Annotated in this window: 21 protein-coding genes and 2 tRNA genes; 16 read left to right on the forward strand and 7 right to left on the reverse strand. The window is 69.9% G+C overall.

Going from position 1 to position 23,215, the window contains the following annotated elements; genetic code table 11:
* The first annotated feature begins 301 nt into the window (after positions 1-301).
* The 11 genes from dnaN to ACGGCP_RS00610 all read left to right on the forward strand — a co-directional run bounded on the left by dnaN (position 302) and on the right by ACGGCP_RS00610 (position 10,911).
* On the forward strand, positions 302-1,450 hold the full coding sequence (gene dnaN / locus ACGGCP_RS00560) for a DNA polymerase III subunit beta (protein ID WP_392959032.1): 1,149 nt from the start codon (positions 302-304) through the stop codon (positions 1,448-1,450).
* A 70-nt stretch (positions 1,451-1,520) separates the two neighbouring features.
* Positions 1,521-2,396, forward strand: coding sequence for a phosphogluconate dehydrogenase (NAD(+)-dependent, decarboxylating) (gene gnd / locus ACGGCP_RS00565; RefSeq protein WP_392959036.1), 876 nt, complete (start codon positions 1,521-1,523; stop codon positions 2,394-2,396).
* Positions 2,397-2,473: 77 nt separating this feature from the next.
* Complete coding sequence (gene recF, locus ACGGCP_RS00570) at positions 2,474-3,610, forward strand: DNA replication/repair protein RecF (RefSeq protein WP_392959038.1); 1,137 nt, start codon at positions 2,474-2,476, stop codon at positions 3,608-3,610.
* Positions 3,600-4,052, forward strand: a complete 453-nt coding sequence (locus tag ACGGCP_RS00575; RefSeq protein WP_392959041.1) for a DciA family protein — start codon at positions 3,600-3,602, stop codon at positions 4,050-4,052. Before recF ends, ACGGCP_RS00575 begins: the two co-directional genes overlap by 11 nt.
* Before the next feature lie 286 nt (positions 4,053-4,338).
* Positions 4,339-6,297, forward strand: a complete 1,959-nt coding sequence (gene gyrB, locus ACGGCP_RS00580) for a DNA topoisomerase (ATP-hydrolyzing) subunit B (protein WP_392959045.1) — start codon at positions 4,339-4,341, stop codon at positions 6,295-6,297.
* 44 nt (positions 6,298-6,341) lie between these two features.
* Complete coding sequence (gene gyrA / locus ACGGCP_RS00585; protein ID WP_392959048.1) at positions 6,342-8,846, forward strand: DNA gyrase subunit A; 2,505 nt, start codon at positions 6,342-6,344, stop codon at positions 8,844-8,846.
* Positions 8,847-9,551: a DUF3566 domain-containing protein gene (locus tag ACGGCP_RS00590; protein WP_392959050.1), complete on the forward strand. Its 705-nt coding sequence runs from the start codon at positions 8,847-8,849 to the stop codon at positions 9,549-9,551. It abuts the gene before it with no gap.
* Positions 9,552-9,702: 151 nt separating this feature from the next.
* Positions 9,703-9,779: transfer RNA gene (locus tag ACGGCP_RS00595), tRNA-Ile, on the forward strand.
* A gap of 122 nt (positions 9,780-9,901) precedes the next feature.
* Positions 9,902-10,489 carry a flavodoxin family protein gene (locus ACGGCP_RS00600; protein WP_392959053.1) on the forward strand — a complete coding sequence of 196 codons (588 nt, stop codon included), beginning with the start codon at positions 9,902-9,904 and terminating at the stop codon, positions 10,487-10,489.
* A 113-nt stretch (positions 10,490-10,602) separates the two neighbouring features.
* A complete protein-coding gene (locus ACGGCP_RS00605; protein WP_218125197.1) occupies positions 10,603-10,734 on the forward strand; it encodes a DLW-39 family protein in 132 nt (43 codons plus the stop codon).
* Between the two features lie 104 nt (positions 10,735-10,838).
* Positions 10,839-10,911 (forward strand) — tRNA-Ala (locus ACGGCP_RS00610).
* A gap of 47 nt (positions 10,912-10,958) precedes the next feature.
* Here ACGGCP_RS00610 and ACGGCP_RS00615 read toward each other — a convergent pair.
* Complete coding sequence (locus ACGGCP_RS00615) at positions 10,959-12,230, reverse strand: MFS transporter (protein WP_392959057.1); 1,272 nt, start codon at positions 12,228-12,230, stop codon at positions 10,959-10,961.
* A 71-nt stretch (positions 12,231-12,301) separates the two neighbouring features.
* Here ACGGCP_RS00615 and ACGGCP_RS00620 point away from each other — a divergent pair, with 71 nt between their 5' ends.
* On the forward strand, positions 12,302-13,285 hold the full coding sequence (locus ACGGCP_RS00620; protein WP_392959059.1) for a GlxA family transcriptional regulator: 984 nt from the start codon (positions 12,302-12,304) through the stop codon (positions 13,283-13,285).
* Between the two features lie 73 nt (positions 13,286-13,358).
* Here the strand turns inward: ACGGCP_RS00620 and ACGGCP_RS00625 are convergent, their stop codons facing one another.
* Positions 13,359-13,613, reverse strand: coding sequence for a hypothetical protein (locus ACGGCP_RS00625; RefSeq protein WP_392959062.1), 255 nt, complete (start codon positions 13,611-13,613; stop codon positions 13,359-13,361).
* Entirely contained in the window at positions 13,603-14,148 is a 546-nt protein-coding gene (locus ACGGCP_RS00630; RefSeq protein ID WP_392959065.1) for an RNA polymerase sigma factor, read from the reverse strand. The genes ACGGCP_RS00625 and ACGGCP_RS00630 overlap by 11 nt, the downstream gene beginning before the upstream one ends.
* Positions 14,149-14,375: 227 nt before the next feature.
* On the opposite strand from ACGGCP_RS00630, the gene ACGGCP_RS00635 reads away from it, so the two are divergent.
* A complete protein-coding gene (locus ACGGCP_RS00635; RefSeq protein WP_392959067.1) occupies positions 14,376-17,489 on the forward strand; it encodes a BTAD domain-containing putative transcriptional regulator in 3,114 nt (1,037 codons plus the stop codon).
* Between the two features lie 12 nt (positions 17,490-17,501).
* On the opposite strand, the gene ACGGCP_RS00640 is transcribed toward ACGGCP_RS00635, so the two are convergent.
* From ACGGCP_RS00640 to ACGGCP_RS00650, 3 genes are all read right to left on the reverse strand, one after another.
* Positions 17,502-18,047, reverse strand: coding sequence for an AAA family ATPase (locus ACGGCP_RS00640; RefSeq protein ID WP_392959070.1), 546 nt, complete (start codon positions 18,045-18,047; stop codon positions 17,502-17,504).
* Positions 18,048-18,092: 45 nt separating this feature from the next.
* Entirely contained in the window at positions 18,093-18,932 is an 840-nt protein-coding gene (locus tag ACGGCP_RS00645) for a DUF4097 domain-containing protein (protein ID WP_392959073.1), read from the reverse strand.
* Between the two features lie 111 nt (positions 18,933-19,043).
* On the reverse strand, positions 19,044-19,817 hold the full coding sequence (locus ACGGCP_RS00650; RefSeq protein WP_392959075.1) for an NAD(P)-binding domain-containing protein: 774 nt from the start codon (positions 19,815-19,817) through the stop codon (positions 19,044-19,046).
* A 195-nt stretch (positions 19,818-20,012) separates the two neighbouring features.
* Between ACGGCP_RS00650 and ACGGCP_RS00655 the strand changes: the two genes are divergently transcribed.
* Together ACGGCP_RS00655 and ACGGCP_RS00660 are read left to right on the forward strand one after the other, a co-directional pair.
* Complete coding sequence (locus tag ACGGCP_RS00655; RefSeq protein ID WP_392959078.1) at positions 20,013-21,278, forward strand: glucuronoxylanase; 1,266 nt, start codon at positions 20,013-20,015, stop codon at positions 21,276-21,278.
* A gap of 86 nt (positions 21,279-21,364) precedes the next feature.
* Complete coding sequence (locus ACGGCP_RS00660; protein WP_392959080.1) at positions 21,365-21,691, forward strand: GNAT family N-acetyltransferase; 327 nt, start codon at positions 21,365-21,367, stop codon at positions 21,689-21,691.
* A gap of 9 nt (positions 21,692-21,700) precedes the next feature.
* Here the strand turns inward: ACGGCP_RS00660 and ACGGCP_RS00665 are convergent, their stop codons facing one another.
* Positions 21,701-22,303 carry an ArsR/SmtB family transcription factor gene (locus ACGGCP_RS00665; protein WP_392959082.1) on the reverse strand — a complete coding sequence of 201 codons (603 nt, stop codon included), beginning with the start codon at positions 22,301-22,303 and terminating at the stop codon, positions 21,701-21,703.
* A 67-nt stretch (positions 22,304-22,370) separates the two neighbouring features.
* Between ACGGCP_RS00665 and ACGGCP_RS00670 the strand changes: the two genes are divergently transcribed.
* Positions 22,371-22,937, forward strand: a complete 567-nt coding sequence (locus tag ACGGCP_RS00670; RefSeq protein ID WP_392959085.1) for a dienelactone hydrolase family protein — start codon at positions 22,371-22,373, stop codon at positions 22,935-22,937.
* Positions 22,938-23,215 lie beyond the last annotated feature (278 nt).

The raw sequence follows: 23,215 nt of genomic DNA on the forward strand, positions 1-23,215 counted from the left end.
TGCGATTCTGATTCGCGATTTTCCTGTGGGTAACCCTGTGCATAACCTGTGGATAAGCTGTGGACAGACCTGTGGATGAGATGTGGAAAACTCGGCGATTGTCGGTGCCTGTGGATAAGCTCCTGATTCATCCACAGGTTATGCACAGTCCGTCCACAGCCCCGCAACCGGGAGGACCTGCGAAAAGGCGGGTTTTCCACAGTTTCCACAGCACCGACTACGACGACGACAATTATATCTATAGAGAGTTCATTAGTAATAGCGCTGTGAACAACCGAGCTTCAGCAAGAAGGAGCGAACCATGAAGTTCCAAGTTGACCGAGACACCTTCGCCGACGCGGTCTCTTGGACCGCGAAGAGCCTCCCGGCCCGCCCGTCGGTGCCGGTCCTCGCGGGCGCCCGCCTCTCCGTGGACGAGGGCCAGCTGACCATCTCCGGTTTCGACTACGAGATCTCCACCCGCGTCACCGTGGAGGTCACCGGCGAGTCCGCCGGCACCGCCCTGGTCTCCGGCAAGCTGCTCGCCGAGATCGTCAAGGCCCTCCCGCACAAGCCCGTCGACTTCGTCGTCGACGGCCCCCACGCGGAGCTCACGTGCGGCTCGGCGCGCTTCACCCTGCCGACCATGCCGCTCGAGGACTACCCGAGCCTCCCGCAGATGCCCGAGGCCATCGGCACCATCGACGCGGACGAGTTCGCGAAGGCCGTCGCGCAGACCGCCGTCGCCGCGGGCAAGGACGAGACCCTGCCGACGATGACCGGCGTCCAGGTCGAGATGACCGGCGGCGGCATCGGCATGCTCGCCACCGACCGCTACCGCATGGCCATCCGCGACTCCTCGTGGGAGCCCGGGGCCTCTGACGTGGCCGTCACCGTCCTCGTGCCCGCCAAGGCCCTCGCGGACACCGCCCGCACCTTCGGGACCTTCTCCGGCCCCGTGACGATCGCCGTGCCCACCGGCACCGAAGGCGCCCCCGGCATGATCGGTTTCATCGCGGGCGGCCGCCAGACCACCTCGCGCGTCCTCGACGGCCAGCTGCCGCCGCTGCGCAGCCTTCTGGCGACCTCGTACGCGACCACCCTGCGGGTCAAGACCTCCGAGCTGATCGAGGTCGCGCGCCGCGTCGCCCTCGTCGGCGACCGCAACTCGCCGATCCGCCTTTCCTTCGACGAGGACGGCCTCGTGGTCGAGGCGGGCGGCGCCGAGGACGCGAAGGCCTCCGAGGCCATGGACTGCACGCTGGAGGGCGAGCCGGGCAAGATCGCTTTCAACCCGACCTACCTCCTCGACGGTCTGTCCGCAGTGGACGCCCCGTACACGGCGTTCAAGATGAACGAGCTCGGCAAGCCGGTCGTGATGACCGGGCAGCCCGCGCCCGAAGATGAGGAATCTGACACAAACCACGACGTGTACCTGTACATGCTGCAACCATTGCGTTGGGACGCCTGACCGCACAACGACGTGACTGACCCTGGCGCGTACTTCGCTCAACCGCGGAACACCTGAAAGGGGGCGCGACATGCAACTCGGCATGATCGGGCTCGGCAAGATGGGCGGCAACATGAAGTTGCGGCTCGAAAAGGCTGGACACCAGGTCGTCGGCTACGACCGCAACCCCGACGTCGCCGACGTCGGCTCGCTCGCCGACCTCGTGGCCGCCCTCGAGGGCCCGCGGGCCGTCTGGGTCATGGTCCCCGCCGGGGACCCCACCACCTCCACCGTGAAGGAACTGGCCGAGCTCCTGTCCGAAGGCGACATCGTCGTCGACGGCGGCAACTCCCGCTTCACCGACGACGCCGTGAACGCCGCGCTCCTGGCCGAGCGCGGCATCGGCTACGTCGACGCGGGCGTCTCCGGCGGCGTCTGGGGCATCACCGAGGGCTACGCGCTCATGGTCGGTGGCGCCGAGGCGGACGTGCAGCGGCTCATGCCGATCTTCGACGCGCTCAAGCCCGAAGGCGAGTTCGGCTTCGTGCACGCGGGCGGCGTCGGCGCCGGCCACTACGCCAAGATGGTGCACAACGGCATCGAGTACGCGATGATGCAGGCCTACGCCGAGGGCTACGAGCTGCTCGAGGCCTCCGAGTACGTCGACAACGTGCCGGAGGTCTTCAAGTCCTGGCGCTCGGGCACCGTGATCCGCTCCTGGCTGCTCGACCTCATGGACCGCGCGCTCACCGCCGACCCCGAGCTCGACAAGGTCAAGGGCTACGTCGAGGACTCCGGCGAGGGCCGCTGGACCGTGGACGAGGGCATCCGCCTGCGCGTCCCGCTCCCGGCGATCACCGAGTCGCTGTTCGCGCGCTTCACCTCCCGCCAGGAGGACTCCCCCGCGATGAAGGCCGTCGCGGCCCTGCGGAATCAGTTCGGCGGCCACGCCGTCAAGTCCGAGTAGACGATCTGCGGTGAGTGCCGGGACGCAGTCTCGGCACTCCGTGCAGTCCGGCCCCGGCCAGCGGGCATCATAGAGGCGTGCGTGTACGACAGCTGCAATTGACGGACTTCAGGTCCTACGCGCACGCCCAAGTGCTGTTCGACGAGGGCATCTCGATCCTGGTGGGCCCCAACGGACACGGCAAGACGAACCTCGTCGAGTCCCTGGTCTACCTGGCCAACCTCCGCTCCCACCGCGTCTCCTCCGACGCCCCCCTGGTCCGCCAGGGCTGCGAGCAGGCCGTCGTCCGCGCCGAGATCCTCCACGACTCCCGCCGCCTCCTCGCCGAGCTGGCGATCGTCCCCGGCAAGTCGAACAAGGCCCGCCTGAACAAGACCGCCCTCTCCCGCCCCCGCGAGATCATCGGGGCGCTCAAGGCCATCGCGTTCGCCCCCGAGGACCTGTCGCTCGTGCGCGGCGAGCCGTCCGCCCGCCGCCGCTACCTCGACGAGCTGCTGTGCGCGCGCTTCCCGCGCTACGCCGGGGTCCGCGCCGACTACGAGCGGGTCCTCAAGCAGCGCAACACCCTCCTGCGCACGGCGTACCTCGCGAAGAAGACCGGCGGCCGCGGCCCCGGCGGCGCCGAGATGGCCACCCTCGACGCGTGGGACGCGCACCTCGCGCGCCACGGCGCCGAGCTCACGGCCGGGCGGCTCGCCCTCCTGGAGGACCTCACCGAGCCGATCTCCAAGGCACACTCCAAGATCGCCGACGGTCGCGCCGAAGTGCACCTCGCCTACGAGTCCGAACTCGGCGACGACCTCACCGCCGACCAGGACGTCCTCACCGCCCGCATCGGCGCCGCGCTCGCCGCCGCCCGATCCAAGGAGGTCGAGCGGGGCACCACCCTCGTCGGCCCCCACCGCGACGACCTCGACCTCCAGCTCGGCTCGCTCCCGGTCAAGGGCTACGCCTCGCACGGCGAGACCTGGTCGGTCGCCCTCTCGCTCCGCTTGGGCGCCTTCGAACTCCTGCGTTCGGACGGCACCGCCCCGATCCTCATCCTCGACGACGTGTTCGCCGAGCTCGACGCCACGCGGCGCGAGCGCCTGGCCGAGTACGCCGAGGCCGCCCCGCAGACGCTCATCACGTGCGCCGTCGCCGGGGACGTCCCCGAACGGCTCACGGGCGCGCGCTACGACGTGTGGGAAGGCGAGGTCAAACGTGTCCTCTAACGGTTTCGACTACCGGCCCCGCCCGCGTCGGCGCGGCAAGTCCGACGACCCGCGCTTCCGCAAGGAGTGGTCCGGTCCCGGGCCCGACAAGCGCGACCCCGAGACGCTCGGCAGCCTCCTCCCGCAGGTCGTGCGCAAGAACGGCTGGACCCGGAAGGTCGCCGACGCCTCGGTGTTCGGCCGCTGGGAGGCCATCGTCGGCCCCGAGATCGCGAGCCACTGCGCGCCCAAGAGCCTGGAGCACGGCGAGCTCGTGGTCGTCGCCGAGTCGACGGCGTGGGCGACGCAGCTGCGGTTGTTCTCGCGCCAGATCCACAGTAAGCTCGCCGCCGCGCTCGGCCCGAGCGTCGTGAAGCGCCTGAAGATCGTGGGCCCGCAACAGCCGACTCGTTCCTTCGGGCCGCGCCGCGTACGGTTTAATGGCTCCCGTGACACGTTCTGAAGCCGCACACCCCTAAGTCCGTAGGGGGGTTCATGTCCCCGCCCCTCGATGCGACTGTGACGACAACGAGGCGCACGGAAGCGGTTACAGAAGCCCGGGCCAAGTAGACTTGACCGATGCGGTCCGGCCGGCGCTCGCAGCGTCCGGCCGTCGCCATGGTCGGCCCGCCTACGGGCCCCTTTGGACCAGACATTCAGGCAGGTCCGAGGCCAGATGGCTGAAAAGTGTCACAGCCATGGACTAACTTTTCACTACTGACCGTGAACGACGACAGAAGGAGTTGCCGGTGGCGGCGAAGCAGCAGGACGAGTACAGCGCTGGCTCGCTACAAGTCCTCGAAGGCCTCGAGGCCGTCAGGAAGCGCCCGGGCATGTACATCGGCTCGACCGGCGAGCGCGGCCTGCACCACCTCATCTGGGAAGTCGTCGACAACTCGGTCGACGAGGCCCTGGCGGGGTTCTGCACCGACATCGTCGTGACCCTCACCGACGACGGCGGGGTCCGCGTCCAGGACAACGGCCGCGGCTTCCCGGTCGACCTCCACCCCAAGCTGAAGAAGCCCGGTGTCGAGGTGGCCCTCACGGTCCTCCACGCGGGCGGCAAGTTCGACTCCCAGACCTACGCGGTCTCCGGCGGTCTGCACGGCGTCGGCGTCTCGGTGGTGAACGCGCTCTCGAACCGCGTCTCGATCGAGATCCGCCGCGACGGCTACGTGTGGCGCCAGGACTACAAGCACGCCCAGCCGGGCCCGCTGGAGAAGGGCGAGACGGCCGACACCACCGGCACGATCCTCACCTTCTGGCCCGACGGCGACATCTTCGAGACCCTCGAGTTCGACTACAACACCGTCTACCGCCGCCTCCAGGAGATGGCGTTCCTCAACGGCGGCCTGTCGATCACGCTGCGGGACGAGCGCCCCGACCACTACGACGCCGACGGCAACGTCCGCCACGTCGTGTTCAAGTACGACGAGGGCATCGCCGACTTCGTGCGCCACCTCAACGCCGCGAAGTCGCCGGTCCACCAGTCGGTGGTCGCGTTCAACGCCGAAGAGGCCGAGCAGACCCTCGAGATCGCGATGCAGTGGAACGAGTCGTACGGCGAGTCGGTCTACACGTTCGCGAACGGCATCAACACGCACGACGGCGGCACCCACGAAGAGGGCTTCCGCTCGGCGCTCACGAACACGATCAACAAGTACGGCCTCGAGAAGAAGATCATCAAGTCCGAGAAGGACCGCCTCTCGGGCGAGGACATCCGCGAGGGCCTGGCCGCGATCATCTCGGTGAAGCTGCGCGAGCCGCAGTTCGAGGGCCAGACCAAGGCGAAGCTCGGCAACACCGAGGTGAAGAGCTTCGTGCAGAAGGTGTGCAACGAGCACCTCCCCGACTGGCTCGACCGCCACCCCAAAGAGGCGCGGATCATCATCCAGAAGGCCTCGAGCGCGGCGAACGCCCGCAAGGCCGCGCAGCAGGCCCGCAAGCTGGCCCGCCGCAAGAGCCTCCTCGAGTCCTCGTCGATGCCGGGCAAGCTGGCCGACTGCCAGTCCACGAACCCGGAGGAGTGCGAGATCTTCGTGGTCGAGGGCGACTCGGCCGGCGGCTCCGCGAAGCAGGGCCGCAACCCGCGCACCCAGGCGATCATGCCCATCCGCGGCAAGATCCTGAACGTGGAGAAGGCCCGCCTCGACAAGATCCTCAAGAACAACGAGGTCCAGGGCATGATCACGGCCCTGGGCACCGGCATCCACGAGGAGTTCGAAGCCGAGAAGCTCCGCTACCACAAGGTCATCCTGATGTCGGACGCCGACGTCGACGGCCACCACATCAACACGCTGCTGCTGACGCTCCTGTTCCGCTTCATGCGCCCGCTCGTGGAGCTGGGGCACGTGTACATGAGCCAGCCGCCGCTCTACAAGATCAAGTGGAACAAGAAGGGCGACCTGGTCGACTACGCCTACTCCGACGCCGAGCGCGACCGGATCATCGAGGCGGGCGTCGCCTCGGGCAAGGCCGACCCGCGCCGCTCTGACGGCGTCCAGCGCTACAAGGGTCTCGGTGAGATGAACTACACCGAGCTGTGGGAGACGACCATGGACCCCGCGCAGCGCAATCTCCTCCAGGTTCAGCTCGACGATGCGGCAACCGCCGACGAGCTCTTCAGCGTCCTGATGGGTGAGGACGTGGAGAGCCGCCGCCGCTTCATCCAGGAGAACGCCAAGGACGTCCGGTTCCTGGACATTTAAGCGGCCCGCCGACCACGTTCCGACTGACAAGCAAGGAAGCACTGGTGCCTGAGAACAACCAAGACCAGCTTGAGATCCCGGAGGGCCACGGCCGCATCGAGCCGGTCGGCATCGAGGTGGAGATGTCGCGCTCCTACCTCGACTACGCCATGAGCGTCATCGTCGGGCGCGCGCTGCCCGACGTGCGCGACGGCCTCAAGCCGGTCCACCGCAAGATCCTGTACGCGATGTACGACGGCGGCTACCGCCCCGACCGCGGGTACGTCAAGTGCTCGCGCGTCATCGGCGACGTGATGGGCCAGTTCCACCCGCACGGCGACTCCGCGATCTACGACTCGCTCGTACGCATGGCGCAGCCCTGGAGCCTGCGGTACCCGCTCATCGACGGCCAGGGGAACTTCGGCTCCCCCGGCAACGACCCGGCGGCCGCGCACCGGTACACCGAGTCGCGCCTCGAGCCGCTCGCGATGGAGATGCTGCGCGACATCGACGAGGAGTCGGTCGACTTCGAGCCGAACTACGACGGCAAGACCACCGAGCCCACGATCCTGCCCTCGCGCATCCCGAACCTGCTGGTGAACGGCTCCGAGGGCATCGCGGTCGGCATGGCCACGAAGATCCCGCCGCACAACCTGCGCGAGGTCGCCGCGGCCGTCGACTGGTGCCTGGACAACCCGGAGGCCACCGAGGAGGAGGCCCTGGAGGCGATCCTCGGGATCATCACCGGGCCCGACTTCCCCACGGGCGCCACGATCCTCGGCCGCGCCGCGATCGAGGACGCGTACCGCACGGGCCGCGGCTCGATCCGCATGCGCGCCGTCATCGAGGTCGAAGAGGACTCCAAGGGCCGCCCCTGCCTCGTCGTCACCGAGCTGCCGTACCAGGTCAACCCCGACAACCTGGCCGAGCGCATCGCCGACCTCGTCAAGGAGGGCAAGCTCGGCGGCATCGCCGACATCCGCGACGAGTCCTCGGGCCGCACCGGCATGCGCATCGTGGTCGTGCTCAAGCGCGACGCGGTGCCGAAGGTCGTGCTCAACAACCTGTACAAGCACACGCAGCTGCAGGACACGTTCGGCGCGAACATGCTCGCGCTGGTCGACGGCGTCCCGCGCACGCTGAACATCGCGCAGATGGTCCGCTACTACGTGGCGCACCAGATCGAAGTGATCGTGCGCCGCACCCAGTACCGGATGCGCAAGGCCGAGGAGCGCGCCCACATCCTGCGCGGTCTGGCCAAGGCCCTCGACCTGCTCGACGAGACGATCGCGCTCATCCGGCGCTCGCCCTCGGCCGAGGAGTCGAAGCAGGGCCTGATGACCCTGCTCGACGTCGACGAGATCCAGGCCGTCGCGATCCTCGACATGCAGCTGCGCCGCCTCGCGGCGTTGGAGCGGCAGCGGATCATCGACGAGCTGGCCGAGATCGAGGCGAAGATCGCCGACCTGGCCGACATCCTGGCCAAGCCCGAGCGGCAGCGCCTGATCCTCCGCGAGGAGCTCGGCGCGGTCGTGGCCCGCTGGGGCGACGAGCGGCGCACGGTGATCATGCCGGACGCCGGCGAGGTGTCCATGGAGGACCTGATCGCCCGCGAGGACATCGTGGTCACGATCACCCGCGGCGGTTACGTCAAGCGCACCAAGACCGACGCGTTCCGCTCGCAGAAGCGCGGCGGCAAGGGCGTCCAGGGCGCGCAGCTCAAGCAGGACGACATCGTCAGCCACTTCTTCGTGTGCACCACGCACGACTGGATCCTGTTCTTCACGAACAAGGGCCGCGTGTACCGCGCGAAGGCGTACGAGCTGCCCGAGGCCTCGCGCACCGCGCGCGGCCAGCACGTGGCGAACATCCTGGCCTTCGGCCCGGACGAGCACATCGCGCAGGTCATCCAGCTGGCCCACTACGAGGTCACGCCGTACCTGGTCCTCGCGACCCGCAACGGCCTGGTCAAGAAGTCCAAGCTCACCGACTTCGACTCCCCGCGCACGGGCGGCCTCATCGGCATCAACCTGCGCGACGGCGACGAGCTCGTGGGCGCGGCGCTCATCCAGCAGGAGGACGACCTGCTGCTGGTCTCGCGCAAGGCGCAGTCGATCCGCTTCCAGGCGACCGACGAGGCGCTGCGGCCCATGGGCCGCGCGACCAGCGGCGTGATCGGCATGCGGTTCGTCGGGGACGACGAACTGCTCACCATGATCGTTCTGCGCGATAATATGGACATCCTCGTGGCCACCAGCCGCGGCTACGCGAAGCGGACTCCGGTCGACGCGTATCCGCAGCAGGGCCGCGGCGGCAAGGGCGTCCTGACCGCGAAGATCACGGAACGGCGCGGCGACTTGGTTGGGGCGCTGTCGGTGACGCCGGACGACGAGCTGTTCGCGATCACCTCGGAGGGAGGCGTCATCAGGACTCCGGTGCAGCCGGTCCGTCAGACTTCGGACCGCAACACTATGGGCGTCAAGCTGATCGACCTGCCCGAAGAAGTCTCGCTGCTCGCGATCACCCAGAGCGCCGAGGAACCGGAACCCGATGAGGGGCAGGACGAGTAGATGACCGACGCGAAGGCCACCGCTGCGGAGACCGAGCGCGAAGACGACGTCCCGGAGTTCGACTCCGCGGCGTCCGAGCCGGCCGGGCAGGCGACAACCGACGACTCCGCGTCCTCGGTCTCGTCCCCGCCCGCTCCCGCCCAGGACCAGACGCTGACGCTGCGCCGCCCGCCGGGCATGACGCCGCCGCCGGTCACTCCGGCTTCGGTGCCGTCCTCGCCCACGGGCAATACCGCGGCCAACCAGGCCGCGGGCGTGGCCTCCTCGGCCCGCGTCGCCGACGCGGTCCGCGCCGCGCGCGCCGCGGTGAGCCAGGCGGCCGCTCGCGGACCGCGCCGGGCCCGCCTGCGGCTCAAGCGGATCGACCCGTGGTCGGTGATGAAGTTCTCGTTCGCCGTCTCGATCGTGCTGTTCATCGTCATGGTCGTGGCGACCACGGTCCTGTACATCGCGCTCGACGCGATGGGCGTGTTCGACACCGTCAACGACATGCTGCAGATGCTCATGGGCACGAACGCCGACACCGCCGCCGGCGGCACGGAGGCCTTCCGGATCACCGCGAAGGGCGTCATCGGAGCCGCGGCCCTGCTCGGCGTGGTGAACATGGTGCTGTTCACGGCGCTGGCGACGCTCGGCTCGTTCATCTACAACGTGTGCGCCGACCTCGTGGGCGGCGTGGAAGTGACGCTCGCCGAACGCGACTAAGCGCTGCTGAAACGGATGCCCGCGGCCTTCCCGGCCGCGGGCATCCGCGTTCCCAGTGACGGCCGTCCCTAAGGGCAGGGGGCCTGTTCGCGGAATCGGCGGGGCATGAGGTAATCTTTCTCAGCGCTGCCGATAAGGCCGCAGCTATTAAGGGCGTATAGCTCAGGTGGTTAGAGCGTCGAGCTGATAACTCGAAGGTCCCAAGTTCGAGTCTTGGTACGCCCACCAACAACCCGCCGTGAACCGGCGGGTTTTTTCATGCCCTGTGGTCTGCGCCGCCCCCGGAATAGCCCGGCCGCCTCCGCGCCTTGCACCTTCTGGACCCGCTCCCTCCAGAAAGCAGCACGACCATGCCCGACGCGCCACGCTCGTTCCTGTTCCTCCTCGGCAGCGCCCGCACCGGCGGCAACACCGAGGCCCTCGCGCGCGCCGCCGCCGAGCACCTCGAACCGGGGGCCGCGCAGCGCTGGATCCACCTGGGCGAGCTGGGCCTGCCGCCCTTCACGGACCGCCGCCACACCGGGGACGGCACGACGCCGTTCGCCGAGGGCGCCGAGCAGGTCCTCCAGGACGCGACCCTCGCCGCCACGGACATCGTGATCGCCTCGCCCCTGTACTGGTACTCGGTGAGCGGCTCGGTGAAGAACTACCTCGACTACTGGTCGGGCTGGCTGCGCGTGCCCGGCCTGGACTTCAAGGCCCGCATGGCCGGGCGGCGCCTGTGGGCCGTCACCGCGTACGCCGACGACGCCCCGGGCGTGGCCGACCCGCTCGCCGGGACGCTGCGCCTCAGCGGCGAGTACTTGAAGATGGAGTGGCAGGGCGTGCTCCTCGGCTACGGCTCCCGCCCCGGGGACGTCGAGCGCGACGACCGGGCCCACCGGGCCGCGAAGACGTTCTTCAATCCCGAGGCGGAGACCCCGGGCGTGCTCTACTGACAGGTACGCCCGGCGGCCGGGCGGGTCGCGGTTCGCTATGCTGAGGCGCATCGTGCAATGCCGAACACGGCGTTGCTGTACGCGGCAATCTCTGATATAAGGGGCCTGGGTCCATGTGGAAGAAGATTCTGATCGTCGCCGGGGTGGCCACGGTCGCGTTCGTAGTGGCCAAGAAGGTCAAGTCGATCAACGACGACCGCACCCTGTGGCACGAGGCCACCACGTCCGCCGAGGACGTCCGCTAGCGAATCGCGTTAGCCAGCTCACTGCGCTCCGGGTATCCTCGCTGTTGCGGTGAGCCCAGCGGTGATACTTGTAGAGGTCCAGTCTCGTACGCGCGACTGACCGAGGGGCCTTAGCTCAATTGGCAGAGCACCTGCTTTGCAAGCAGGGGGTTAGGAGTTCGATTCTCCTAGGCTCCACAGCCCGAAGGCGGCCGTCGATTTCGACGGCCGCCTTTCTCGTGCGCTCAGGCCGGGCGCTTGATCGCCAGGGACATCGCCGCGGCGAGGGCGCACAGGGCCCCTGAGGTGAACCAGGCGAGGTCGTACGCGCCGGTGAGGTCGCGGGTGAGGCCCGCCGCTGAGGCGATGAGGGCCGCGCCGACCTGGTGGGAGGCGAGGACCCAGCCGAAGACGACCGCGCCGTCGTCGCCGAAGTGCTCGCGGCACAGCGCGATCGTGGGCGGCACCGTGGCGACCCAGTCGAGGCCGTAGAAGATGATGAAGAACAGCATCGGCGGGTGCACGCTGTCCGCGAACAGGTACGGCAGCGCCAGGAGCGAGACGCCGCGCAGCGCGTAGTAGACGAACAGCAGGTGCCGCGGGTTGAACCGGTCGGTGAGCCAGCCGGAGAAGATCGTGCCGACCAGGTCGACGATGCCGATGACGGCCAGGAGCGACGCGGCGGCGGTCAGCGGCATCCCGTGGTCGTGGGCGGCGGGCACGAAATGCGCGCCGACGAGGCCGTTCGTCGAGGCCCCGCAGATCGCGAACGTCCCGGCGAGGAGCCAGAACGCGCGGGTGCGGGACGCCTTCGCGAGCAGGCCGAGGGTGCGGCGCACCGCGCCGGCCGTGGGCGGCTCCGGCGTCGTGTAGTCCTCCCCCGCCCCGAACGGCTTCAGGCCCGCGTCCTCGGGGCGGTCGCGGATCACGAAGAGCACCAACGGGACCATGGCGAGGGCCGTGAGGGCCACGAGGATCGAGGCGGCCCTCCAGCCAGGCCCTTCGACGAGGAGGCCTACGAGCGGCAGGAACACCAGCTGCCCGGCCGCGCCGCCCGCGGTGAGGATGCCCGAGACGAGGCCGCGCCGGGCGATGAACCAGCGGTTGGTGATCGTGGCGACGAACGCCATCGCCATCGACCCGGTGCCGATCCCGACGATGAAGCCCCAGCACAGCACCAGCTGCCAGGACGCGGTCATGAACACGGTGAGGCCGCTCCCGGCGGCGATGAGCGCGAGCGCGACCGAGACGACCCGGCGGATCCCGTACCGCTCCTGCAGCGCGGAGGCGAACGGCGAGAACAGGCCGTACAGCAGGATGTTCAGCGAGATCGCGGCCGAGATCGTGCCGTGGGACCAGCCGAACTCGTCGTGGAGCGGCTCGATGAACACGCTCGGGGTGGCGCGGAAGGCGGCCGCGCCGACGAGGGCGACGAACGCGACGGCGGCGACCCACCACGCGCGGTGGACGCGTCGCGGGGCGGCTTTTTCGGGGGCCTGTTGGGCGGTGACGGACATGGGTTCAAGCATGGGGCCGCGGCGGATCGGCGGCAATTGGCTCGCAGGCCAATATGTGCGAGGATCGGGCCATGAGCGTCTTCCGCGAACAAGGGCGGCACCGCGTCGCCGTGCTGGTCCGCCACGGCCACCTGCCTGTGGAGCTCGGCATCCCGCACCGCGTGTTCGGTACCGCCAGAGACGCATCGGGCGAGCGGCTGTACGAGGTGGCGACCTGCGCGGTGGAACCCGGAGTGGTCCGGACCGACACCGACGTCACCGTCAACGTGCCGCACGGGCCCGAGGCGCTGGCCGAGGCCGACACGGTCGTGGTCCCTTCGCAGCACGAGCACCGCGACGGGCACGAGACCGGCAGCCTGCCCGGCCCGCTCGCCGAGGCCTTGGCGCTCATCCGGCCTGACGCGCGGGTCGCGTCGATCTGCACGGGCGCCTTCGCGATCGCGGCGGCCGGGATGCTCGACGGGCGGCGGGCGACGACGCATTGGGATGCGGCCGAACGCTTCCGGCGGCTCTTCCCGCAGGTGAGGCTCGAACCGGATGTGCTCTATACCGAGGACGGGAACGTGTTCACCTCGGCGGGCGTCGCCTCGGGCTTCGACCTGTGCCTGCACCTGACCCGCCTCGATTTCGGTGCGGCCGTGGCGAACGCGGTGGCGCGGCGGGCGGTCGTGCCGCCGTTCAGGGACGGCGGGCAGGCCCAGTACATCGAGCGGCCCGTCCCCGAGCCGCGCACGAGTTCGACCGGGACGGCCCGCGAGTGGGCGCTCGAACGCCTCCACGAGCCGCTGACGCTGCGGGAGCTGGCCGGGTGCGAGCAGATGAGCGTCCGCACGTTCACGCGCCGCTTCCGCGAGGAGGTCGGCACCTCGCCGCAGCGGTGGCTCCTGCATCAGCGCGTCGAGCGCGCCCGGCATCTGCTGGAGCGCACCGACCGCACGGTGGACCAGGTCGCGGCCGACGCCGGGTTCGGCTCGGCGTCGGCGATGCGGCTGCATTTCCAAGCGCTGCTTGGCGTTTCGCCGAGCGCGTACCGGCGGACCTTCGCCGGGCAGTGAGGGCTGGCAGTGACGAGCGGCGACGGGCGGCGGCGACACGAAGGCCGCCGCCACCTGTCCGCACAGGCCCCGCCTAGGTGCGCAGCTGGCAGACGCCGTCCACGCATTCGCGCTGCAAGCGGCCGCGCGAGACGGTCTCGATGAGGCCGAGGATCCAGCACACCGGGCAGCCGCGCAGCGCGAGCAGCCCGACCGGCGCGAGTGCCAGGCTCCACAGCCCGACCAGGGGCAGGAGCGCGAACGCGCCGACGATGAGGCCGAACCCGATCACGCCGCGCGCGACATGGCGCGGCACCGACTTGCTGGCGAAGCTCCCGTTACCGTTCACGGCCGTCCCCCTCCGAGTGCAGCCCGCGCTGCAGGGCCTCCCTGGCGCGGTGCAGCCGCGACTTCATCGCGGCCGTGCTGATGCCGAGCGCGTCGGCGGTCATGCGGCCGCTGTAGCCCTGCACGTCGCGCATGATGAGCACCCGCCGCTGGTCCGAAGGGAGCGAGGCGATCACGTCGGCGACGATCCCGGCCTCCAAGAGCTGCAACGCTTCCTCTTCGGCGGAGGGCCCGGTCCGTTCCGGGACCGTGTCGCGGTGGCGCAGTGCCAGCTTCGCGCGCCTGATGCATTCGTTGCGCACGATCCGGAACATCCACGCCGCGAGCGCGCCGGTGGCGCGCAGCATCCCGATCTTGCGGTACAGGATGATGAGCGCCTCCTGCGCCGCGTCCTCCGCGTCCTGCGGTGTGGTGCAGAGGGAGTGGGCGAACCGGCGCACGTGCGGGTGCGAGCCCGAGACGAGCGCGGTGATCGCCCGCGCGTCGCCCTCCCGGGCGGCGGTGATCAGGGCCCCGTCGGGCCAGCCTTCAGCCACGCGAACGCACCCTCCTGCGCAGTACGACGACGCTGCACACGCCCATGAGCAGCACCAGAACCCCGGCTGCGATGCCGATGACCATGACGACCTCCGTATCCGCCGGCCCGTTCGACCGGTCGCATAAGAGAGGCGCGCTGCGGCGCGAAGGATTCGCGCCGTGACCGATTTTCTCGCGGGCCGCTGCGGCGTTGATACCTGGTGCGCGGATGCGGCAAGATGGGCCGGTGAGAATCGGATTGCTCGGCGCATTTGAGGTCCAGGTCGACGGGGCCCCCGTGAACGTTCCCGGAGCGCGGTCGCGGGCGCTGCTCGCGGCATTGGCCCTCGAGCCTGGGCGGATCGTCCAGAAGACGAGGCTGGTCGACTGGGTGTGGGGCGAGGAACCGCCCTCGGACGAGGCCAACGCCTTGCAGGTCTTGGTATCCCGCCTGCGCAAGGGCCTGCCGAAGGGCGTGGTCGAGTCGAAGGCGGGCGGGTACGTGCTCGCCGTCGAGCCCGACGCGGTGGACGTGAGCCGCTTCGAGGCCCTGGTCGGCCGAGCCCGCAACGCCGACGACGCCGAGAAGGCGGACCTGCTGCGCGAGGCCCTGAACCTGTGGCGCGGCACCGCCATGGAGGGCATCTCCCTCTTGGGCAGCAAGGCGTTCGACGCGGTCGTCGTTGGTCTGAACGAGCGGTACGTGCAAGTCCTCGGCGACCGGGTGGACGCGGAGATCCGGCTCGGACGCGGCGCCGACCTCGTCACCGAGCTCCACGACCTCGTCGCGAGGTACCCGATGCGGGAGGGCTTCGTCGCAGCCCTGATGCGCGCGCTCGCCGAGGCGGGCCGCAGCGCCGAAGCGCTCACGGTCTACCAGCAGCTCGCGGAGCGCCTCGGCGACGAGCTCGGCGTGGACCCGTCCGCTGAGCTGTCGGCGCTGAACATCGCCCTGCTGCGCGGCGAGATCGGCGGCCGCACCGAGAACCGCCGCACGAACCTCCGCTCCGAGCTGACCGCGTTCGTCGGCAAGGAGGACGACGTGGCGGCCGTCGCCGACCTGGCGTCCCGGCACCGCCTCGTCACCCTGAACGGCCCCGGCGGCGCGGGCAAGACCCGCCTCGCGGTCGAGACCGCGCGCACGATGCTCGGCGACCTCCCGGACGGCGCGTGGCTCGTCGAGCTCGCGGCCCTGCAATCGGGTGACGAACTGGCGCAAGCGGTCCTGACCGCGATCGGCCTGCGCGACCAGCAGGGCGCGGCGGGCGGCGACGCGACGGACCGGCTCACGGCCGCGATCCGCGACCGCGTCATGCTCCTCGTCCTCGACAACTGCGAGCACGTCATCGAGGAGGTCTCGCAGTTCACCGACCGGCTCCTCGGCGAGTGCCGCTCCCTGCGCATCATCGCCACGAGCCGCGAACCCCTCGGCATCACCGGCGAAGCGCTCTGGCAGGTCGAGCCACTGGCGCTCCCGGCGGAGGACGCCACCCCGCAGGAGGCGGCCGCGTCCCCGGCCGTGAAGCTCCTGCGCGACCGCGCAGAAGCGGTGCGCCGCAACATCGGCGGCGACGACGAGACCCTCGCCACCATGGCCCGCATCTGCCGGGCCCTGGACGGCATGCCGCTCGCGATCGAACTCGCGGCCGCGCGCCTGCGCACCATGTCCGTCGACCAGCTCGCCGACCGCATCGACGACCGGTTCCAGCTGCTCACCGGCGGCTCGCGCACCGCGATGGCCCACCACCGCACCCTCCGCGCCGTCGTCGACTGGAGCTGGGACCTCCTCAGCGAGGCCGAGCGCGAACTCCTGCGCCGCCTCTCCGTGTTCACCGGCGGCGTCAGCATCGAAGCGGCCGAACGGGTCTGCCCCGACGGCGAGTACGCGCTGGACCTCCTCACCACCCTCACCGAGAAATCGCTGCTGCGCACCGACGGCGAAGGCGAGCCCCGCTACCGGATGCTCAACACCATCCGCGAGTACGCCGCCCAGCGCCTGGCCGAGGACGGCGACCCGGTCGCCGCCCGCCGCGACCACCTCGCCTACGTCACCGAGCTCGCCGAGACCGCCGACCCGCACCTGCGCGGCCCCGAGCAGCTGGTCTGGCTCAAGGCCCTGGAGACCGAGTACGACAACATCATCGCGGCGCTGCGCGGCGCGATCAACGACGGCTGGGCGCCCGAGGCGATGCGCCTGGTCGCCGCCATCAGCTGGTTCTGGTTCCTCAGCGGCCACCGCGCCGAGGGCACCGAGCTCGCGGTCGCCGCCGGGTCCCTCGAAGGCGACGTGCCCGACGACGTCCGGGCCCTGAGCGGCACCATGATCGCGATGTTCCTGACCTCCGGGTACGGCGGCGACCAGTACCAGGCGCAGGAGTGGATCCAGTCGGCCAACGCGGCCGCCGAGCGCAGCGGCGTGCGCCACCAGATCATCGGGTTCATCAAGCCGCTCGCCCGGATGCTCGAGGCCCCGGCCGACTTCCTCTCCGCGTTCGACCCGCTCGTGGAGGACGAGGACGCGTGGGTGCGCGCGCAGGCGCGCCTGGCGCGCGGGCGGCTGCGGCTCATGATCGGCAGCGACGAGACCGATGTGGACAGCGACATGGAGCAGTCGCTCGCCGAGTTCCGCCAGATCGGCGACCGCTGGGGCGTCTCGTCCGTGCTCAACTTCGTGGCGCAGCGCCTGGCGGCGCGCGGCGAGTTCGTCAAGGCCTGCAAGCTGTTCGACGAGACGGCCACGGCACTCGCCGAGCTCGGCTCCACCGAGGAGGTCGTGAGCGTGCGCGCGCGGCAGGCGCAGCTGTACTGGCTGAGCGGCGACGAGCGCGCCAGTGCGGCGGCGCTGCAGCTGGCCGAGCGGTTCGCGGCCGGGATCGCCTGGCCCGCGATCGTCGCGGAGCTGACGTTCGCGAAGGCGCACCTGGCGCGCTGGCGCGGCGACCGGGACGAGGCGCGGGCGCTGCTGGCGACCGTGCGGACCGACCTGGGCGCGGACGGGAACGGCATCGCGTTCTCGCAGAAGGACATGAGCGGCTACCTCGTCGACGACTTGGACGAGGCCCGCACGCTGCGGTCGGAGGCGCTGGCGACAGCGGTGGGGATGTCGTACCCGCCGATGATCGCGGAGGCGCTGATCGGCATCGCCGATCTCGCTGTGCGCCAGGGGAAGGACGAGGACGCCGTCAAGCTGCTCGCGGCGGCCGAGGTGGTGCGCGGGTCGGTCGACCTGACCCTGTGGGAGGCGGTGCGGCTCGCCGAGGACGCCCAGGACCGGCTCGGTGCAGCGAAGTTCGCCGAGGCGAAGGACGCGGGCCGGGAAGCGGACTGGAACGCGCTGGCGGAGGCCGTCCTCGCTTCGTGAAGTCCCGCCGGTTCAGTACGCGGCCGGGGCCGGTGACAGGTACCGGAGGATCGCGCCGAGGTTGGCTTCGACCGGTTCGACGGCGTCGACGGTGAGCCGGTCGACCGTGAGCGGCGGGAACTCGGCGCGCATGCGTTCGACGTGCGCCCAGTCGATCTCGTGCCAGTTGGGGATGTTCCGCTTGCGTCCCTCGACGCGCCGCCGGTGCAGGTCGGTGTCGCCGCAGACGCATTCGACGACGTGGAAGTCGGCGTCGTGCTCGGCGGCGAGCCGGGCCCAGCGCTCGGCGGTCGCGTCGTCGATGACGTTGTCGGAGATCGCGGACTGGCCCAGCAGCAGCTGCCGGGTGACCAGGGATTCGATCAGGCCGTTGTAGAGCGCGTCGTAGGCCTCCCAGTCGAGGCCGTCGAGCACGCGGTGCGGTTTGAGCGCGCCCATGAGCCAGTCGCCCGCGAACACCGGCGCCCGCAGGTCGTTCGCGAGCGCCTCGGCCATGGTGGACTTCCCCGTGCCGGGCAGGCCGGCGAAGGCGATGAAGCGCGGTCGTGCGGTTTGCATGGAAACCTCCTGCTGCGGGTGAGTCGACCCTACAGGTTCGGGTCCCTATGCGGCGGAAGCGGTTTTGACGGTGATGTGGCCGCCGGAGGTGCGGGCGCGGACCTTCGCGGTGCGCTCGGGCACGCCCGGGACGTTCACGTGGTTGTGGACGCGGCCGGTGGCGGATTTGGCGTCGAGTTCGACGGCGGTGCCTTCGGGGACGCCGACTTCGAGCTTGCCCGCGGCGGCGTGGAGTTCGACGGGCCCGGTGCCGATGCGGGCGACGCGGACGTCGCCGACGGTGGTCTTGGCGTCGACGGCGGCGTGCGCGTAGTCCACGGTGATGGGGCCCTGGGAGGAGTTGACGCGCAGGTCGCCGGTGACTTCGCCGATGCGGGTGTCGCCGCCGATGTTCTTGACCGCGGCCTCGCCGCCGACGCGGCCGACGCGGATGTCGCCGCTGCCGTAGACGTCGGCCTTGCCGTCGACCTGGTCGACGACGACGCGCCCGGCGGTGGTCTTGACGCGGACTTCGGCGGCGTGGGCGACCTTGATGTCGCCGATGGCGTTCTTGAGGCGGCAGTTGCCGACCGCGCCCTGGACGACGTACTCGCCTTCGGCGGTGTCGCCCTGCACGTCCGACCCGGTCGGGAGCTGCACGTTGATCCGCACGGCCCCGAACTTGCGGGCGAACGCGGTGCGCAGCTTCGGCTGCCAGACGCGCAGGCGGCCGTGTTCGAGTTCGACGTTGACCTGGGCGGCGGCGTCGACGTCGAGCTTGCGGCCGGGGTCGATCGGGTGGACCTCGACGGTGGTGTCGGTGCGGTCGGCGGCGGTGAAGCGGATGTCCCCGAGGACGATGTCGACGACGGCGGTGATCGGCGCGGGGGTGCTGAAGGTCTGCATGTCGGTGCCTCTTTCGTGGCTCGCTGGCTTGATGCCATAACGATCCCCCGACGCGCTGTCACCGGGCTTGCTTTTGCCTGACACGGCCCCTGTCGGGTGTCAGGCCCCTGGTCACTGGGGTTTCTCGAGGTGGGCGAGGAGCCCGTCGAGGGCCGCGTCGAGCCTTGCGACGTTGGCGGCGTCGAGCCATGTGGTGCGGACGCGCTCGTTGCTGCCGCCGGGCGTCTCGTGCTCGGAGGCGATGGCCTGGAGCGGCTTGGACTCGTCGCCGAGGGAGTTGTTGACGCCTTGAAAGAGGCTGCGCACGTACCGGTCGGCGGCCTCTTGCGGGACGCCGTTGCGCGCGGCCCAGTCGGCAAGGGCCCCAAGGTAGGCGAGGTAGGTGCTCACGGTGCTGGAGAGCGCGGAGGCGACGTTGTAGGCGGTCTGGTCGGCGACGGGCTGGGCCCCGCCGAGCCGGTCGAAGAACGCCTCGGCCACGGGGTGCTCGGGGTACACGACGGTGACGGATGCCCGCTCACGCACCGTGGGGAGGGGGATGGCGGCCACGATGTCCGCTTCGGTGCCGAGGAGGTCGCGCAGCTCCGCGGCGGCGACGCCGGGGATGACGTTGACGATCGTCTTCTCGGGGGCGATCTCGATTCCGGCGAGGGCCTCGTGCCGGTCGGCGTGGCGGACGGCGATGACGACGAGGTCGGCGTGGTCGACGACCTCCTGGTTGCTCGCCCGGACGCGGACGTTCGGGTACTTCGCGGCGAGCGCGGCGCCGGTGGCCGCGCCGCGCGGCGAGAGGCTGATCTGCGGCGGCGTCGCGACGCCCCCGCTCAACCCTTCGACCATCGCGCCGCTGATCTCTCCCACGCCGATGAACCCGATGCGTTCCACTGCCGCCCCTTTCGTCGCGCCCGACATTAGCAAACGCCGCCGACGCGGCTGAAACTTCCGGAACTCATCATCGAAGTACATCTATGAAAATTAGCTCTTGAACAGGGATTGACATGACTTCTACTCAAATTTATCCTGATTTTGGCAAACGGTATCGCATGAAAGTTTCGGAAACTCCCGTACCTAGGAGGAGCAATGCAGCCCCACCCGGACGAACCCCGGACCGCCACCGCCCGACTGAAACGCAGGTCCCTCATCACCGCGGGCGCGGCCCTCCCGGTACTCGCCGCCGCCACCCCCGCCGCCGCCCAGACCACCATCACCGTCGAACCGAACACCGTCCAGCAGACCATCGACGGCTTCGGCGGCATGAACCACAGCGTCTGGATCGCCGACCTCACCGCCGCCCAGCGCGACACCGCGTTCGGCAACGGCAACGGCCAACTCGGCTTCTCCATCCTCCGCATCCCCGTCCACGAGGACCGCGCCAACTGGAGCCGCGAAGTCGCCACCGCCCAACGCGCCCAAGCACTCGGCGCGAAGGTCTTCGCCTCCCCGTGGAACCCGCCCGCGTCCATGACCGAGACCTTCTCCGGCGGCAAGCGCCTGCGCTACGACATGTACGACGACTACGTCCAGCACCTCAACGACTTCGACCAGTTCATGGCGAACAACGGCGTCGACCTCTACGGCATCTCCGTCCAGAACGAACCCGACTACGCGCACGACTGGACCGCCTGGACCCCGACCGAGATGCTCAACTTCTGCCGCAACAACGCCGGAGCCATCGGCACCCGCGTCATCGCCCCCGAGTCGTTCCAGTACCGCAAGAACATGTCCGACCCGATCCTCAACGACCCCACCGCCCTCGCCAACGTCGACATCATCGGCGCCCACCTCTACGGCACCCAGAACGCCGACTTCCCCTACCCGCTCTTCCAGCAGAAGGGCGGCGGCAAGGGCCTGTGGATGACCGAGGTATACCACCCCAACAGCTCCGACTCCGCCGACCTGTGGCCCGGCGCCCTCGACACCGGCGAGCACATCCACCGCGCACTCGTCTACGGCCGCTTCCAGACCTACGTCTGGTGGTACATCCGCCGCAGCTACGGCCCCATGCGCGAGGACGGCCAGATCTCCAAGCGCGGCGCCAACATGGCCCACTTCTCCAAATGGGTCCGCCCTGGCTACCAGCGGATCACCGCCACCGCGAACCCCCAGGCCAACGTCTACATCACGGCCTTCAAGAGCGGATCGCGCATCGTCATCGTCGCCATCAACAAGAACACCTCAGCCGTGTACTTCCCGTTCACCGTCGTGGGCGGCGGCAACGCCACCGTCGCCACCTGGGTGACCACCGCCAGCCAGACCCTCGCGGCCTCCGCCTCCCCCACGATGACGAACGGCCAGTTCGGCGCGCAGCTGCCCGCCAGCTCGATCCGGACGTTCGTGATCAACTGACCAGGTGAGAACCCCGCCCCGGCGGGGTACTCCTCCCACTCGAAGCGGGCGCCCTCGCGGGCGCCCGCCCGCCAAAGGGAGGATCCATGGCCGTGAAGGAGCGCCTCGTCGTCCAGGTCACCGACGCGCCCGAGAAGAGCCGCTACGAGGCCTACGTCGACGGCGAGCTGGTCGGCTACACCGAATACCGGCACCACGACGACACCATCATGCTGGCCATCACCGAAGTGCCCGAAGAGCTGCAGAACAAGGGCATCGGGGCCGCGCTGGCGCGCTACGCGCTCGCGGCCGCGCGCGAGGCCGGGAAGCGGATCGAGCCCGTCGACCCGTTCATCGCCGGATGGCTCGAACGCCACCCCGAGCACGCCCACATGATGCACGAGAAGGCGATCCACCTGGGCGAAGAGACGTAACGTGCCGTGTCAGCGCCCGCCGCGCCCGGTCGCGGCGCGCTCCGGCGCGGGCGGGCCCTCCTCGGGCAGGGCGGGCTGGTCGGTCGGGTAGACGCCGATCGCGAACCCGTACGTCGTCGAACCGGACCTCGGCAGCCGGTCGAACTCGTCGACCAGCGCGGCCATGCGCTCCCAGAACGCGGAGGCCTGCTCTTCGGAGAGGCGCGCGTGCCGGATGAAGCCCCAGAGCTTCCCCTCCCCGAACGCCGCCGCCGATTCGCGTGCGGCCACTTCGAAGTCGTTGAAGTCCCCTGACGCGGCCGCGTCCGCCGCGGCCTCGGCCGCGACGTAGAACATGCGCGCGGTCCGGCCGTAGAAGCGCTCCTCGATCGCCCGCACCTTCCTGGTGCGCACCACTTGGAGCAGGCCGTTGCGGTACAGCACGTCCACGTGGTGCGCGACCGTGCTCTTGGGCCGCCCGATCGCGGCCGCGAGCTCGGTGACGGTCGCGGCCCGCTCGTGGAGGAGTTGGAGGATGGCGGTGCGGACGGGGTGGCCCACGGCCTTCACCTGCGCCGGGTCGGTCAGGGCCATCCGGTCGGCGAGCTCGTAACCCGGGGGGTTGTCCGTCATGACAGAACAGACTAGCATCGTGGAATGATCCAGAAATGCCGATCAATCGGAGAGGGCAGTCGCTGACGTGGCCGAGATCCTGCTGTACCACCACATCCAAGGACTGACCGACGGCGTCCGCTCCTTCGCCGACGACCTGCGGCGCGAGGGCCACACCGTGCACACCCCCGACCTGTTCGAGGGCCGCACGTTCGACAGCATCGAAGCCGGGTTCGCCTTCGCTCGCGACACCGGGTTCGACGAGGTCCGCAAGCGCGGCGCCGCCGTCGCGGACGGGCTCGGCCCCGGACTCGTCTACGCCGGCTGCTCCTTCGGCGTCACGATCGCCCAACGCCTCGCGCAGACCCGGCCGGGAGCCCGCGGAGCATTGTTCCTGTACTCCTGCCTCCCGGTCGCGGAGTTCGGAACCGCTTGGCCCCAAGGGGTTCCGGTGCAGATCCACGGCAAGGAGGGCGACGAGTTCTTCGACGAGGACCTTCCCGCCGCACGTGAGCTCGCCGCCGCCGACGAGGCCGAGCTGTTCCTCTACCCCGGCGACCAGCACCTCTTCGCGGACTCGTCGCTCGACGCCTACGACCCGGAGGCGGCCGCGCTGCTCACGGAGCGGGTGAAGGCGTTCCTCGCGTCGGTCTGACGAGGAGCTTCTCGCCTCGCTCTGACCGAGGCGTTCCCCGCGTCGGTCTGACCGAGGCGTTCTCCGCGTCGCTCTGACCGAGGCGTTCTCCGCTCCGCTCCGACCGCGCGGCCGGGCAGGGCGAGTCCTGAAGCGAAGTACCGCAATGGGACGCAGCCCTGCCGCTTCGCGCGCAGCTCGGCGCTCGCGATCGTGCGAGCGCCGGTCCGCATTAGTCCTCGCCCTCGACCTCACTCACGTTCGAGCGCCGGTCCGCGCTAGCCCGCGCGTTTCTTCGG

The sequence above is a fragment of the Glycomyces sp. NPDC048151 genome (assembly GCF_043202775.1).
Classification (GTDB): Bacteria; Actinomycetota; Actinomycetes; order Mycobacteriales; family Micromonosporaceae; genus Glycomyces.

Coding starts and splice junctions, on each gene's coding strand:
- dnaN (WP_392959032.1), top strand. CDS start 302: ATGAAGTTCCAAGTTGACCGAGACACCTTCGCCGACGCGGTCTCTTGG.
- gnd (WP_392959036.1), top strand. CDS start 1,521: ATGCAACTCGGCATGATCGGGCTCGGCAAGATGGGCGGCAACATGAAG.
- ACGGCP_RS00590 (WP_392959050.1), top strand. CDS start 8,847: ATGACCGACGCGAAGGCCACCGCTGCGGAGACCGAGCGCGAAGACGAC.
- ACGGCP_RS00600 (WP_392959053.1), top strand. CDS start 9,902: ATGCCCGACGCGCCACGCTCGTTCCTGTTCCTCCTCGGCAGCGCCCGC.
- ACGGCP_RS00605 (WP_218125197.1), top strand. CDS start 10,603: ATGTGGAAGAAGATTCTGATCGTCGCCGGGGTGGCCACGGTCGCGTTC.
- ACGGCP_RS00615 (WP_392959057.1), bottom strand. CDS start 12,230: ATGTCCGTCACCGCCCAACAGGCCCCCGAAAAAGCCGCCCCGCGACGC.
- ACGGCP_RS00620 (WP_392959059.1), top strand. CDS start 12,302: ATGAGCGTCTTCCGCGAACAAGGGCGGCACCGCGTCGCCGTGCTGGTC.
- ACGGCP_RS00640 (WP_392959070.1), bottom strand. CDS start 18,047: ATGCAAACCGCACGACCGCGCTTCATCGCCTTCGCCGGCCTGCCCGGC.
- ACGGCP_RS00645 (WP_392959073.1), bottom strand. CDS start 18,932: ATGCAGACCTTCAGCACCCCCGCGCCGATCACCGCCGTCGTCGACATC.
- ACGGCP_RS00655 (WP_392959078.1), top strand. CDS start 20,013: ATGCAGCCCCACCCGGACGAACCCCGGACCGCCACCGCCCGACTGAAA.
- ACGGCP_RS00660 (WP_392959080.1), top strand. CDS start 21,365: ATGGCCGTGAAGGAGCGCCTCGTCGTCCAGGTCACCGACGCGCCCGAG.
- ACGGCP_RS00665 (WP_392959082.1), bottom strand. CDS start 22,303: ATGACGGACAACCCCCCGGGTTACGAGCTCGCCGACCGGATGGCCCTG.